The organism is Streptomyces hirsutus, from assembly GCF_001418415.1.
GTDB lineage: Bacteria > Actinomycetota > Actinomycetes > Streptomycetales > Streptomycetaceae > Streptomyces > Streptomyces hirsutus.
Map to the genome: position 1 here is coordinate 1 of NZ_LIQT01000192.1, position 13,380 is coordinate 13,380.

A 13,380-nucleotide genomic window follows, 5' to 3' on the forward strand; every position below is an offset into this window, starting at 1 on the left:
GCGGGGGACCGGGGAACGTCCCGGGGAACGGATGGGGAATACGAGATTTTCTCGTCCGGTTAGGTTTCCGCGGAAGGGAGCTTGGGGAGGACGGGTTTTACATCCCGCGATCACGCTCTGCTTGCACCGCACCACCATGCGGTGCGCTTCGGTCCGTTTCCCGCAGGGCGGACCCGGATGTCCGAAGCCGTAGCCCCCCGGCCGAGCGGCGCCGGTCATCCACCGGAAGCGTGATCGTCCCTTTCCGAACCGGCACACCCCCGTGCCATCGACCCACGACCCAGGACGAGGGGGCGCAGCATGGACGCTTTCACCGCAGGACTTCTGCAGCGCATAAGGACGACCGAGTCCGATCTGTCCCGGGCTCGCGACGAGGGCGACGACTTCCTCGTCGAGGTGGAGCAGGGCGAGCTCGACGACCTGCGCCGGCTCGCCGCCGAGCACGGCGTGGAGGTCGGCGTGGCCCGCGTCTGATCAGCCCGATGCCATGAGCTCGACATGACCCGACAGGAGTGGGCCCCGGCGAATCCAGCGCCGGGGCCCGCTTCGTCGTTCTCCGGGAGCTCAGAGTTCTCGGAGATCTCCGTGGCCCTCGTCCCGGCCTTCCGTCAGTCGTGCCAGGCGCCGAAGTCCTCCAGCAGCCGCTGGAGGGGCTCGAAGACACCCGGGGTGGCCGCGACCGCGAGGTCCCACGAAGGACGCTCACCGGGCCGTCCACCGGTCAGCGCGCCCGCTTCCCGGGCGATCAGGTCCCCCGCGGCCAGGTCCCAGGGATGCAGCCCGCGCTCGTAGTAGCCGTCGAGCCGGCCGCAGGCCAGGTCGCAGAGGTCGACCGCGGCCGAGCCGCCGCGCCGGATGTCCCGCAGGAGCGGGATCAGCCGTTGCGCGACACCGGCCTGGTGGGTGCGGACCTCGGTGACGTAGTTGAAGCCGGTCGAGACCAGCGCCCGGTCCAGGGGCGGTGACGGGCGGCAGGTCAGCGTGCGCTCGCCCTCCCACGCGCCGGTGGCCCGGGCTCCGCCGCCGCGGACCGCGTGATACGTCTCACCCCGCATCGGGGCGGCGACCACCCCGACGACGGTCTCGCCGTCCTGCTCGGCGGCGATGGAGACGGCCCACGTGGGCAGCCCGTACAGGTAGTTGACCGTTCCGTCGAGCGGGTCGATCACCCAGCGGACGCCGCTGGTGCCCTCGGTCGAGCCGCCCTCCTCGCCGAGGACGCCGTCGTCGGGCCGGTGCTCGGCGATCAGCCCGGTGATCAGCTTCTCGGCCGCGATGTCCATCTCGGTGACGACGTCGATCGGGCTGGACTTGGTCGCGGCGACCTCGAGGTCGGCCGGGCGGCCGTCCCGCAGCAGCTCACCCGCGCGGCGTGCCGCTTCGAGGGCCAGCTGTAGCAGTTCCGCGTGCAGAGGGTCGGTCACGGCGCTCCTCAGGCGTAGGGGCTTTCCGGCGGATCAAGTCGGAGGTAACTGGCGGCATCTTTCCAGCTGGGGTGAGCGGGGTCTGGTGCGTGCAGCTGCAAGGCGGAGGAGAGAGTCGACGCGATGGGGGTCCCCCCGCTCGAGCGAAGTCGAGAGTGGGGGAGTCGGCGACCGACGACAACGCCGCAGATGGGCGTGCCAGACCCCGCGTCTCCGGCATGATCCGCCGGACAGCCCCTAAGGGCTGTCGGCGCCCGCGGCGGCGGGCCGCGGGGCACGGGCCGGACAGCAGCCCACCGGGCAGAGGTTGTGGCTCGCGCCGAGTCCGCCCAGGGCGCAGGGGGCGACGTCCTCGCCGCGTTCGGTGGCGGCGCGCTCCACGACCAGGTCGCGGATCGCGGCGGCGAACCTCGGGTCGGCGCCCACGGTCGCCGAGCGGCGCACCGGCAGCCCCAGTTCCCCGGCCTTGGCCGTGGCCTCGGTGTCGAGGTCGTAGAGGACCTCCATGTGGTCGGAGACGAAGCCGATGGGAGCCATGACCACGGCCGGGGCCCCGGCCGCGTGCCGCTCCTCGAGGTGGTCGCAGATGTCGGGCTCCAGCCAGGGGATGTGCGGGGCCCCGGAGCGGGACTGGTAGACCAGCTGCCAGGGGTGCTCCACTCCGGTGCGCTCCCGCACCGCGTCGGCGATCAGCCGGGCCACCTCCAGGTGCTGTGCCACGTACGCACCGCCGTCGCCGTGCTGCTCGACGGGTCCCGAGGTGTCGGCGGCGGCGATGGGGATCGAGTGGGTGCAGAAGGCGATGTGGGCGCCCTCGCGCACCTCCTCGGGCAGGTCGGCGAGCGAGCGGACGATCCCGTCGACCATGGGCTCCACGAAGCCGGGGTGGTTGAAGTAGTGCCGCAGCTTGTCGACCCGGGGCAGCTCCAGGCCCTCGGCCGCCAGCGTCGCCAGGGAGTCGGCGAGGTTCTCGCGGTACTGGCGGCAGCCGGAGTACGAGGCGTAGGCGCTGGTGGCCAGGACGACGATGCGGCGGCGGCCGTCGCGGATCATCTCGCGCAGGGTGTCGGTCAGGTAGGGCGCCCAGTTGCGGTTGCCCCAGTAGACCGGGAGGTTCAGGCCGTGGCCGGCGAAGTCCTTGCGCAGGGCGTCCAGCAGGGCGCGGTTCTGTTCGTTGATGGGGCTGACCCCGTCGAACAGGAAGTAGTGCTCCCCGACTTCTTTCAGGCGTTCCTTGGGGATGCCGCGCCCGCGCGTCACGTTCTCCAGGAACGGGACCACGTCGTCCGGGCCTTCGGGACCGCCGAAGGAGAGCAGGAGCAGGGCGTCGTAGGGGGTGGGATCGAGCTCGTCAGGCATGCCTCGATCCTGCCATCCGTCGCAGGCCGCCGGGCAACGGCGGGGGCCGACCGGGCCGCACCCCGACACCCAGGAGACATTAGGGTTACCTAACCCGTAAGCTGTATCGCCTGCGGTCGCGCCTTACTGAGAGCTTCGGAGACCTCGTGCCCAGCCCTTATCCCGCCCTGTTCGCCGCCCCCGGCAGCAAGGCCTTCTCCGCCGCGGGGTTCATCGGCCGGATGCCCCTGGCCATGATGGGCATCGGCGTGGTCACGATGGTGTCCCAGCTGACCGGACGGTACGGGCTCGCCGGCGCCCTGTCGGCCACCATCGCCCTGGCCGCCGCGGTCGCGGGCCCTCAGGTCTCCCGCCTGGTGGACCAGCACGGGCAGCGGCGGGTGCTGCGTCCGGCGACGCTGCTCGCGCTCGCCGCGGCGGCCCTGCTGCTGCTCGCCGCGCACTACGGCTGGCCGGACTGGGTGCTCTTCGTCGCCTGCGCCGGCATCGGCTGCGTCCCGAGCCTCGGCGCGATGATCCGGGCCCGCTGGGCCGCCCTGTACCGCGGCACCCCGCAGCTGCACACCGCGTACTCCTTCGAGTCCGTGGTGGACGAGATGTGCTTCATCCTCGGGCCGATCATCTCCATCGGGCTGTCCACGGCGTGGTTCCCCGAGGCCGGTCCGCTGCTCGCGGCCTGCTTCCTCGCGGTCGGCGTCTTCTGGCTGACGGCCCAGCGCGCCACCGAACCGGCCCCGCACCCGCGCGAGCGCACGGGCGACGGCGGCAGGGGCACGGGCGGCGGTACGGCGCTGAGCTCCCCGGGCCTGCAGGTCCTGGTGGTCACCTTCGCGGCGACGGGGGCGATCTTCGGCGGCGTGGACGTGGTCACCGTGGCCTTCGCGGAGGAGCGCGGGCACAAGGCCGCCGCCAGCGTGGTGCTCGCCGTGTACGCGCTGGGCTCCTGCGTGGCGGGCCTGACGTTCGGGCTGATGCGTTTCGCCGGGGCGCCCGAGCGCCGCTGGCTGCTGGGCATATGTGCCATGGCCGTGAGTATGATCCCCCTCCTACTGGTCGGAAACCTGCCGTTTCTGGCCGTGGCGCTGTTCGTTGCGGGTCTGTCCATCGCTCCCACGATGATCACGACGATGTCCCTCATCGAAGAGCACGTACCACGCGCACAGCTCACCGAAGGCATGACCTGGGTGAGCACCGGGCTCGCGGTCGGGGTCGCTCTCGGCTCCGCCGCGTCCGGCTGGGTGATCGACGCGGCCGGGGCGCGCGCCGGGTACGGGGTTCCGGCGGTGTCCGGGGCCGTCGCGGTCGCGGTCGGTTTCCTCGGGTACCGTCGGCTCAAGCGGCCGGCTCCGGGTCGGGGAGGCTCCGTTGGGCAGCACGGCGAGCACGAGGAACGGAACGTGGCGTAACTGGGGAGGCACCGTCCTCGCCCACCCCGCGCGGGAGGCCGCGCCGGCCTCCGTCGACGAACTGGCGGCGGTCGTGCGCCGGGCCGCCGAGGACGGTCTCCCGGTGAAGGCGGTGGGCACCGGGCACTCCTTCACCTCGATCGCGGCCACCGACGGCGTGCAGATCCGCCCTCATCTGCTGGCGGGGATCCGGGACGTCGACCGCGAGGCGGGCACCGTCACGGTCGGGGCCGGCACCCCGATCAAGCGGCTCAACGCGGCTCTCGCGCGGGAGGGGCTGTCGCTCACCAACATGGGCGACATCATGGAGCAGACCGTCTCCGGGGCCACCAGCACCGGCACCCACGGGACCGGCCGCGACTCGGCCTCCCTCGCCGCGCAGATCCGAGGGCTGGAGCTGGTCACCGCCGACGGTTCGGTGCTCACCTGCTCGGAGAAGGGGACCGACGAGGAGCGCGCGGTCTTCGCCGCGGCCCGGATCGGTCTCGGCGCCCTCGGCATCGTCTCCGCGATCACCTTCGCGGTCGAGCCGATCTTCCTGCTCACGGCCCGCGAGGAGCCGATGCCCCTGGACCGGGTGCTGGCCGAGTTCGACGAACTGCACGCCGAGAACGAGCACTTCGAGTTCTACTGGTTCCCGCACACCGGAAACACGAACACCAAGCGGAACAACCGCAGCGCCGGCCCGGAACGGCCGGTGCATCCCGTCCGGGGCTGGATCGACGACGAGTTCCTCTCCAACGGCGTCTTCCAGGCGGCGAACTGGGTCGGCCGCGCGGTGCCCGCGACCGTCCCCACCCTCGCGCGTGTCTCCAGCAGGGCCCTGTCCGCGCGGACCTACACCGACATCCCGTACAAGGTGTTCACGTCGCCGCGCCGGGTGCGCTTCGTGGAGATGGAGTACGCGGTGCCGCGTGAGGCCCTGGTGGACACACTGCGCGAACTGAAGGCCATGGTCGACCGCTCCCCCCTGCGGGTCAGCTTTCCCGTCGAGGTGCGCACGGCCCCGGCCGACGACATCCCCCTGTCCACGGCCTCCGGCCGCGACACCGCGTACATCGCGGTCCACATGTTCCGGGGCACCCCCTATCAGGGGTACTTCACGGCGGCGGAGCGCATCTTCACCGCCCATGAGGGCCGGCCCCACTGGGGGAAGATCAACACCCGGGACGCCGCGTACTTCTCCCGGGTGTATCCGCGTTTCGCCGAGTTCACGGCACTGCGGGACCGTCTTGATCCGGAACGCCTGTTCCGGAACGACTATCTGCGGAGGGTCCTGGGGACGTAGCGGACGCGTCCGGTTCCGGGCTCGCGGTGCCGTCGGAGTCCTGGTTCCCGGTGGTGCCCTCCGGGGTCCCCGTCGGCGCGTTCCCGCCGTCCGGTGTGTCGCCGCCGGAGCCGGTGGCCGCTCCCCCCTCCCCGGGCGTCGCGGAGGGCGTGGGGACCGGCCCGTCCCCGCCGGAGCCGCCGGACTCCTCCGGGGTACCGGAGTCGTCCGACGTCCCGGAGTCGCCGGAGGTACCGGGATCCTGCTCGTCCGAACCGCCGGGGCCGGACGAGTCACCGGAGCCGGACGTGCCCTCACCGGTGATCGCGTTGCCGACGGTGGTGTCCGGTGCGCCGCTGAGGCTCTGGCCCGAAGCGAGTTCGTAGACGGTTATTCCGGCCATCGTGACCCCGAACACCAGCGCGGCCGCGACCACGGCCCGTTTCAAGCCCCGCCGCACTTCCCTGGCCCGGCCGCGGTACACGGTGCCCTCGGTGAACTCGCCCGGCGCCCGCGAGGGCTGCCTCCCGGCCGGCACCGCGGACGCCCGGCCCGGCGCCGTGGCGGCCACACGGAGCTGCTCACCGGTGCGCTTGAAGAAGTGCTGGAAGATCGTTCCACCGCAGGTGGCGACGATGCTCATGACTCCGGCGCCGATGATCGTCCCGTAGACGCCGAAGGACGAGGCGAGCTGGGCGCCCAGCACCGCGGCCACCCCGCTGCCCGCGACCTGCGGCACGCTCAGCTCGATCCGCGCCTGCTTCCCCTCCTCCGCGTCACCGTTCCCACCCGCGACAACCGGCCTTTCACGCATTCCTGGACCTTGCCCGACTTCCCGTACGTTCCCGCACACGAACGATCAACTGCACGACAAAGGGACGTCCGACCGAAACCATTAGTTCCGTTTTCGGTGATTGCGTGAAGTTTCCCACGACCGGATTCGGTGGATCCGGGCCGGCGCGGCCAAGTAGCGCCCCTTGCGGGAAGTTGAGCGGCGCGCCGATCCACGTGCATGGCCCGAATGGAGTACTGTTGCGAGCCCTGGGTCCGGTCGCCCATCAGGGTGCTCGGGTTCCTTGAGGACCGCCGGGAGGGGGCTAGTTGCACAGGGTGACGCATTTGGTCACTTAGCGTTGCGAATAGATAACCGTGCCATAACGGCGAGCCCGGGCCCACGCCCGACACGCCGGGCAAATCGGCAAGGTTGTGGCAGGCTGCACCCGGGCAGGCCACACTCGACTAGCGGAAGCAGCGACGCACGTGACGTCGGCAGGCACCACCCGGGAGGTCCCCATGCCCGAACTGCGTGTCGTGGCCGTCTCGAATGACGGCACACGGCTGGTGCTGAAGGCTGCGGACAGCACGGAGTACACGCTTCCGATCGACGAACGCCTGCGCGCCGCGGTGCGCGGCGACCGTCCCCGCCTCGGCCAGATCGAGATCGAGGTGGAGAGCCATCTCCGCCCCCGCGACATCCAGGCGCGCATACGAGCCGGTGCGACCGCGGAAGAGGTCGCCCAGATGGCCGGCATCCCCGTGGACCGCGTCCGCCGCTTCGAGGGTCCCGTGCTCGCCGAGCGCGCCTTCATGGCGGAACGCGCCCGCAAGACCCCCGTCCGCCGGCCCGGTGAGAACTCCGGTCCGCCGCTGGGCGAGGCCGTGCAGGAACGGCTGACGCTGCGCGGCGCGGAGAAGGACACCGTGCAGTGGGACTCCTGGCGTCGCGACGACGGCACCTGGGAAGTGCTGCTGGTCTACCGGGTCGCGGGCGAGCCGCACTCGGCCAGCTGGACGTACGACCCGCCCCGGCGGCTCGTCCAGGCCGTCGACGACGAGGCGCGCTCACTGATCGGCGAGTCCGACGACCTCGCCGCGACGCCCGAGCCCAGCTTCCCGTTCGTACCGCGCATCGCCCGGCTGCCCCGCGACCGCCCGCTGGACCGTCCGGGTGACCGCGAGCGGCAGGGCCTGCCGCCGGGCCAGGACTCCGAACCCGACGAGGAGTTGGTGGCCACGGCCGGCGGTGAGCGGGACTCGCTCACCAGCCTGCTGGAGGCGGTGCCGAGCTTCCGGGGCGACCTGGTGGTTCCCGAGCGGGCCTCCGAGCCGGCCGCCGAGGAGCCGGACGGCGAACCCGAGGCCGAGGAGCCGCCGGCTCCCGCGGCCTCGGCCGGTGCCGCCTACGCCGACGTTCTGATGCCCCGTGCCGTCACCAGTCACCGGGACCGTCTCGTCGGCTCCACGGACCGTCAGGCGGAGGCGGACGGAGTCCGTCCGGGCCGTCGCGCGGCGGTGCCGAGCTGGGACGAGATCGTGTTCGGAACCCGGCGCAAGAAGCAGGAGTAACCCTGCGGGAGCGGCCACCGCACCGGACGAACCGGCCTGAGATGCCACGAAAGGGGCGCTCGTCATGCACGAGCGCCCCTTTCACTCTTCCGGTCTACTGCGGGTCCGGTCCCACCGCGACCGGCCGCTCCGGGTCCGACGACCACTCCGACCAGGAGCCGACGTACAGCTCCGCCGGGACGCCCGCCACCGCGAGCGCCAGCACTTCGTGCGCCCCCGAGACCCCCGAACCGCAGTACACACCGACCTGCTTGTCCGTGGACGCGCCCAACTCCAGGAATCGCGTGGCCAGTTCACCGGCGGGCAGGAAGCGCCCGTCCGGGCCGACGTTCTCGGTGGTGGGCGCCGAGACCGCGCCCGGGATGTGTCCGCCGACCGGGTCGATCGGCTCCACCTCGCCCCGGTAGCGCTCTCCCGCACGGGCGTCCAGCAACACCCCGGACCGGGCCAGCGCCGCCGCTCCGTCGGCGTCGAGCAGTCCGGCCGCTCCCCATGCGGGCACGAAGTCGCCCTCGGCCGGCTCCGGCTGCGCGGTCTCGAGCGGACCGTCCCAGGACGGCAACCCGCCGTCGAGGACCCGCACGTCCGGGTGACCCGTCCACCGCAGCAGCCACCACGCGCGGGCGGCCGCCCAGCCCATCCCGCCGTCGTACACGACCACCGGTGTGCCCGCCGACACGCCCGCCCGGCGCATCGCCGCGCCGAACTCCTCCGGATCGGGCAGCGGATGGCGCCCCCGACCGGCCGGTGCCGCGGCCAACTCCCTGTCCAGGTCGATGAATACGGCACCGGGAAGATGTCCGTCGCGGTACGCGGCCCGTCCGTCGAACGGCGGCTCACCGGCCGCCGCGGCCGTGCTCAACTGCCAGCGGACGTCGAGCAGTACCGGCGGGTCGCCGCCCGCCAGTTCGGCGGCGAGTTCGGATGCGGAGATGATGGCGTTCATGGTCACCATCCTGACGTACGGGGTGGCCGTCTCGTCCAGGTCCGGCTACTCTGCTCGGCCGGGCAGACCCGATCACGAGGCGTACGGGATCGGGCACATGCTGTACTACCGATCGACATCCTCCGGCAAGCGTGCCGAAAAGGACGGGGCCCCGCACATCGGGCATCCTCCGGAGACAGGAACCGCCGTACGGGGCGGCCCGGAGCACGCGACGCCGTGGCCGATGTCAGTGCCGGCACGGGGACGCATCCGCAGAGCGGACGCGACGCGACCCTCGCCCGGGTCGAGAAGAGCACGGCCACCGTGAGGGCGGCCGAGAAGAGAGTGACGATGACCGACGCACGGGGGTCCGCCCGCCGAGACGGTGAAGCGCCCGTCCGGCACGCACCCGGTACACCCTGCTGGGTGAGCCTCATGGTGCACGGACCGGACACGGCCCGGATGTTCTACGAAGCGCTGTTCGGCTGGGAGTTCCGGCCCGGCCCACAGCAACTCGGCCCCTACGCACGTGCCCTGCTCGACGGCTGCGAGGTGGCCGGCATCGGACTGCTGGCACCGGACCGGCATCTTCCCGTGGCCTGGACGCCCTACTTCGCCTCGGTGGACGTGGACCGCACCGCCGAGACGGTGCGGTCGTGCGGCGGCACCATCGGCGTCGGCCCGCTGGACGCCGCCGAAGCCGGACGCCTGGCGATCGGCTCCGACCCCTCGGGCGCCGTCTTCGGCATCTGGCAGGCGTCCGCGCACCTGGGCCGGGCGGTCACCGGGGTGCCCGGCGCGCCCGCCTGGAACGAGCTGACGACCTTCGAGTCGGAACGCGTGGCCAAGTTCTACGCGACGGTGTTCGGCCACACCGTACGACCCGAGGTCTCCGCCGACCTCGACTACGTGACCCTGAGCGTGGAGGGCCGGCCCGTGGCGGGCATCCACGGCGTGGGCAACGGCCTCATGAGGGACCGCGGACCGCACTGGACGACGTACTTCACCGTGGCCGACGTCGACGACACGGTGGACCACGTCCTGCACCTGGGCGGCCAGGTCCTCAAGCGGCCCCACGACAGCGCCCACGGCCAGGTCGCGGCGGTGGCGGACCCGGAGGGGGCGCGGTTCTCGCTGTTGCAGGGGCCGCAATGACCCACAGGCTTCCTGTCGAATCGAAGGCCGGTCCTGTTCGGCACCGTCCGAGCGCGGTTCGGAGCCACCCGGACGCGTGCCACGCTCAATGTTCCGGGCTCAAGTGAACTCCCCCGTAACCGTGACCCCGGTGAGCTGACCGCCCCTCAGACCGTCCCTGGGGCCGTCCTGGCTTCATCGCCCTCCCCAGCGCCGGGGTGCGTCAGGTGACATCGACCGTGAAGACGGCACGGACGGAGTCGGCGGACCGTGCTTCGGCCGGCGGCTCGGAGAGAACGAGGCAGAGGTGGTCCGCCTCGGACAGCAGAGCGTGGGCCGGCCTCCTGAAGCCGTGCCGCGCCTGCGCGGAGGCCGGTGTGGGACGTTGGGCCGGATGCGAGGGCCTCACGGAGGGCGAGGCCGCCTCGGTACCACAACTGACCTCGGTGACCACGGGGTTCTCGGGCTGCGGGTCCGCGCGGGAGGGCCGCCGTCGGTTCGAGCCGCACGGCTTCGTGCGTCTTGCGGGCACGGTCCGCGGCGACAGCCGCTTCCAGGAGCTGCGGCAGGTCCTCGGCCGGCTCAGCCCCGGGCGAGGTGCCGGCCAGGGTGCCGGGCTCTTCGACGCGTTCTGCTGAAGCTGTTCGTCCTGCTCGCAGTTGGGGCGTACGCGGGCCGCGGCAACACCACGGAGATACGCCGATGTCACGAGCGCAGGCGGACGCGCCTCCCCACAGCACCGGGTACGCCCGCACCGTCCGGCCTGCCGTCCGAGGCGACCGCTCCGGCCGGCACCGACGCCCGGGCGTCATCCCCGAGGCGAGGCGGCACTGAAGGAGTGGGCCGACGGTGCCCGAGCCCTGGTCAGGGGCCCGGTCCGGCGCGGAGGTGCGCGGAATCGGGCCCCCGACGCGGGGCTCACTTGTTCAGGTGCGCCCAGAACTCGTCGAAGGACAGGACCTTGTCGCCGTCCAGGTCGCGGGACTTGATGACGGCCTCCGCCACCGAATCGGTGACGTTCCAGTCGCCGCCCTGGGCCAGGGCGGTCTTGAACTCGGCAGCGGTGATGAACCCGTCCCCGTCCGCGTCGATCCGCTCGAACTGCTTGCGCGCTTCCTCGATGTCCGCCACCGGTCCGCCCCTTTGTTCCTCGTACGCTGCCGGACTCCCTGAGAGTCCTGATGACGCAGGTCAGACTATCCGCCCACGCGAGCCCCCGGTGCGGCGATCCCCCACGCGGAATCCGGCGTCGGCACAGCATCTCGCGGCCGGCCGTTCCGGCCCGCCGGTTCACGTCACCGGCCACGGCCCGCTCCCCTCGACCACCGTCTCGCCGCCCACCGTGCGGGCGTTGTCCTTGGCGCGGAAGTCGCCCGACTGGGTCACCGGGCGGGCGCCCGCGCAGACGAAGCGGCACTGTGGGGTGCGGCCGTCGACGAACGCGTGGGGCGGTACCGCCGCCGGCGCCTGCCCCGGCAGGGGCCCCGGCGGCCGGAAAGACGTCACCACAGTGGTCCGCCGGGAGGATCCGTGCACGACAAGCCGCTCAGCAAGCTCGCCGGTCACCTGTTGCGTCGGCTGCCGGACGCCTCGCACCCCACACGGCACCGTGTCGGGCCGGACACGTTCGGCCTGGAGGAGGAGAAGGTCCTCCGTTTCGCCGAGGACAGACTGGACCCCGCGGAGGAGCCACGGCTCGCGGAGGAGGTCGCCGAGGTGCTCCCCCTGGGCTGGTCCCTGTCCCCCCGGGGCAAGGAGCGGCTTCACACGGTCACCGAACACCTCGGCGGCGAGCGTCAGCTGCTGGAGTGGCTGGACCGTCACCCCGGCCTTCCTCGCCTGACCGCACGGCTGGTCGCGCTGATGGGCGCCCTCGACCGGTACAGCGACGACGCCGAAGTCGTCGAGGCACTGCGCTCGTCCCGTGCCGAGGACCCGTTTCCCGCCGGGCTGGAGAACATCCTGCCGCCGGGGACCAGCGAGGAGACGCTCAGCGACATCTCCTACCGTATCGACGAACTCCTTTTCGAGCGGCACACGCAGGACGCGACACGGGTCGCCCTGGCGACGACGGACTGGCTGCGCAACGCTGCCCAGAGGTCCGCCTCCTCCTCCGCCGGGATCAGTGAGATGCGCGATCTGATGACCCATCTGCACAAGGACATCAGCGAGGCCGACGCGGCGGCCTAGCCGGTGCGCGGGCGGCTCGGCGGGCGCTCCGCCCGTTGCTCCGCCCCTGTCCGTTCCCTTCGGTCCCCTTCCGTGTCCGCCGCGGTGCGGGCAGCCCCGGAAGTCCCCCGGTGGTTCCGCCGCGCGGGCGCGTACCCGGAGGTGGTCACCGCCGGTGCGGGGCGGTGACCGGCCTTCACCCGTATGCCTCCGATGCGCTGGTGGCGCGAGCGAACCGGTGGTGCGGTGAAGAGCGGGGGGAGCCGCCCGGGGCACACACGCCGGGCGATCGTCCCGTCCTCAGGAGGCACTCGTGACCACCCCTCGCCCCACCGTCCGCTCGTCCCGTGCGGCCGTGGCCCGTGCGCGTGCGCCGCACCCGGTCGCCCGGCCGTTCGCCACGCCGCGCGCGGCAACCCTTCCGGTCCGTGTCCTGGCCACCGCCCTGACCACCGGGGCGTTGCTCCTCACAGCGGCCTGCTCCGACGGGGACGGCGGCTCGGCGGCCGAGTCGGAGACCGCTTCCACCCCCGCCACGCAGACCACCACCACGTCGCCGACCACCACCACACCGTCGGCCTCCCCCACCTCTGACCTCACCGAAGCCGGCGCACGCAACGCGCTGATCACCGAGGCGGACATCGAGGACTACTGGGACCAGGTCGAGAACCCGCAGAAATGGCGGGACTCCCTCCTGATCGGAGAGGTCGACGCGGCCGCGTTCCTCAGCGGGAAGAGCGAGGCCGCCGACTGCCAACGACTGATCGACTCGCTCTACGACGAGACCCTGCTGGGCCGCCCGTCCGGGGCGTCGGCGCTCACCGGCTTCGAGGAGGGCGACTCCCGACTGCTCTACCAGGTCGCCGCCTATCAGAAGGACGATCTCGACGATGCGATGAAGTGGCTGAAGTCGCTGCCCGAGACCTGCGACCAGTTCACCCTCACCGGCGGTGACGGCGGCAAGCGCACCGTCCAGGTCGTCGAGGCGTCACTGCCCGCGGAGGGCGACGCCCGGCAGGGACTGACCGTGACGGTGAAGGGCACCAGCAGCGGGGATCCCGTCACCCTCACCCTGGACGTCGCCGCCGTCCGGATCGGCACGGACGCGATCACGGTCACCAACGGCGGACTCGACGGCGCCAACCACGACACCACCGAGGCCGCCGTGGGGCAGGGCACGCCTCGGCTCGAGGAGGTCCTGGCCGGGCGTACGCCGCAGTCCACCCCCACCGGCGTCGAGTGAACCGTGGAGCCCCGGGCGCCCCTCCTCCTCTTCTTCGCGATCCGGTGGGAGGGGCGCCGGTCATGGGGACAAGCCCGGGGCAGCCCGCCCGGGGCCGGTGGGGCTCG

14 protein-coding genes are annotated in these 13,380 nt (G+C 72.3%); 8 read left to right on the forward strand and 6 right to left on the reverse strand.

The window, feature by feature from the left end; translation table 11 throughout:
* Window positions 1–300: 300 nt before the first annotated feature.
* Window positions 301–474 carry a hypothetical protein gene (locus AOK11_RS43440; protein WP_167353796.1) on the forward strand — a complete coding sequence of 58 codons (174 nt, stop codon included), beginning with the start codon at window positions 301–303 and terminating at the stop codon, window positions 472–474.
* A 134-nt stretch (window positions 475–608) separates the two neighbouring features.
* Here AOK11_RS43440 and AOK11_RS15275 read toward each other — a convergent pair whose 3' ends face one another.
* Both AOK11_RS15275 and AOK11_RS15280 read right to left on the reverse strand, forming a co-directional pair.
* On the reverse strand, window positions 609–1,424 hold the full coding sequence (locus AOK11_RS15275) for an inositol monophosphatase family protein (protein WP_055594259.1): 816 nt from the start codon (window positions 1,422–1,424) through the stop codon (window positions 609–611).
* Window positions 1,425–1,661: 237 nt separating this feature from the next.
* Window positions 1,662–2,783: a ferrochelatase gene (locus tag AOK11_RS15280; protein WP_055594260.1), complete on the reverse strand. Its 1,122-nt coding sequence runs from the start codon at window positions 2,781–2,783 to the stop codon at window positions 1,662–1,664.
* A 146-nt stretch (window positions 2,784–2,929) separates the two neighbouring features.
* On the opposite strand from AOK11_RS15280, the gene AOK11_RS15285 reads away from it, so the two are divergent.
* Together AOK11_RS15285 and AOK11_RS15290 are read left to right on the forward strand one after the other, a co-directional pair.
* Window positions 2,930–4,189 carry an MFS transporter gene (locus AOK11_RS15285; protein ID WP_055594261.1) on the forward strand — a complete coding sequence of 420 codons (1,260 nt, stop codon included), beginning with the start codon at window positions 2,930–2,932 and terminating at the stop codon, window positions 4,187–4,189.
* Window positions 4,149–5,477, forward strand: a complete 1,329-nt coding sequence (locus tag AOK11_RS15290; RefSeq protein WP_055594262.1) for a D-arabinono-1,4-lactone oxidase — start codon at window positions 4,149–4,151, stop codon at window positions 5,475–5,477. Before AOK11_RS15285 ends, AOK11_RS15290 begins: the two co-directional genes overlap by 41 nt.
* On the opposite strand, the gene AOK11_RS15295 is transcribed toward AOK11_RS15290, so the two are convergent.
* Entirely contained in the window at window positions 5,401–6,270 is an 870-nt protein-coding gene (locus AOK11_RS15295; RefSeq protein WP_055594263.1) for a hypothetical protein, read from the reverse strand. The genes AOK11_RS15290 and AOK11_RS15295 overlap by 77 nt on opposite strands.
* A 479-nt stretch (window positions 6,271–6,749) precedes the next feature.
* Here AOK11_RS15295 and sepH point away from each other — a divergent pair, with 479 nt between their 5' ends.
* The gene (gene sepH / locus AOK11_RS15300) at window positions 6,750–7,802 is read left to right on the forward strand and encodes a septation protein SepH (RefSeq protein ID WP_055594269.1); all 1,053 of its coding nucleotides are present in this window, start codon (window positions 6,750–6,752) and stop codon (window positions 7,800–7,802) included.
* Between the two features lie 94 nt (window positions 7,803–7,896).
* On the opposite strand, the gene AOK11_RS15305 is transcribed toward sepH, so the two are convergent.
* Window positions 7,897–8,748, reverse strand: a complete 852-nt coding sequence (locus AOK11_RS15305) for a sulfurtransferase (RefSeq protein ID WP_055594270.1) — start codon at window positions 8,746–8,748, stop codon at window positions 7,897–7,899.
* Window positions 8,749–9,078: 330 nt separating this feature from the next.
* On the opposite strand from AOK11_RS15305, the gene AOK11_RS15310 reads away from it, so the two are divergent.
* Together AOK11_RS15310 and AOK11_RS15320 are read left to right on the forward strand one after the other, a co-directional pair.
* Window positions 9,079–9,882, forward strand: coding sequence for a VOC family protein (locus AOK11_RS15310; RefSeq protein WP_055594271.1), 804 nt, complete (start codon window positions 9,079–9,081; stop codon window positions 9,880–9,882).
* 356 nt (window positions 9,883–10,238) lie between these two features.
* Window positions 10,239–10,499 (forward strand): hypothetical protein, encoded by a 261-nt coding sequence (locus AOK11_RS15320; protein WP_157869364.1) that lies wholly within the window; start codon window positions 10,239–10,241, stop codon window positions 10,497–10,499.
* 280 nt (window positions 10,500–10,779) lie between these two features.
* Here AOK11_RS15320 and AOK11_RS15325 read toward each other — a convergent pair whose 3' ends face one another.
* Both AOK11_RS15325 and AOK11_RS15330 read right to left on the reverse strand, forming a co-directional pair.
* Window positions 10,780–10,992, reverse strand: a complete 213-nt coding sequence (locus AOK11_RS15325) for an EF-hand domain-containing protein (protein WP_055594266.1) — start codon at window positions 10,990–10,992, stop codon at window positions 10,780–10,782.
* A 159-nt stretch (window positions 10,993–11,151) separates the two neighbouring features.
* Window positions 11,152–11,367, reverse strand: a complete 216-nt coding sequence (locus AOK11_RS15330; RefSeq protein ID WP_157869365.1) for a hypothetical protein — start codon at window positions 11,365–11,367, stop codon at window positions 11,152–11,154.
* 24 nt (window positions 11,368–11,391) lie between these two features.
* On the opposite strand from AOK11_RS15330, the gene AOK11_RS15335 reads away from it, so the two are divergent.
* Window positions 11,392–12,051: a hypothetical protein gene (locus tag AOK11_RS15335; RefSeq protein WP_055594268.1), complete on the forward strand. Its 660-nt coding sequence runs from the start codon at window positions 11,392–11,394 to the stop codon at window positions 12,049–12,051.
* A gap of 292 nt (window positions 12,052–12,343) precedes the next feature.
* Window positions 12,344–13,273, forward strand: coding sequence for a hypothetical protein (locus tag AOK11_RS15340; protein ID WP_420902991.1), 930 nt, complete (start codon window positions 12,344–12,346; stop codon window positions 13,271–13,273).
* The last annotated feature ends 107 nt before the right edge of the window (window positions 13,274–13,380 follow it).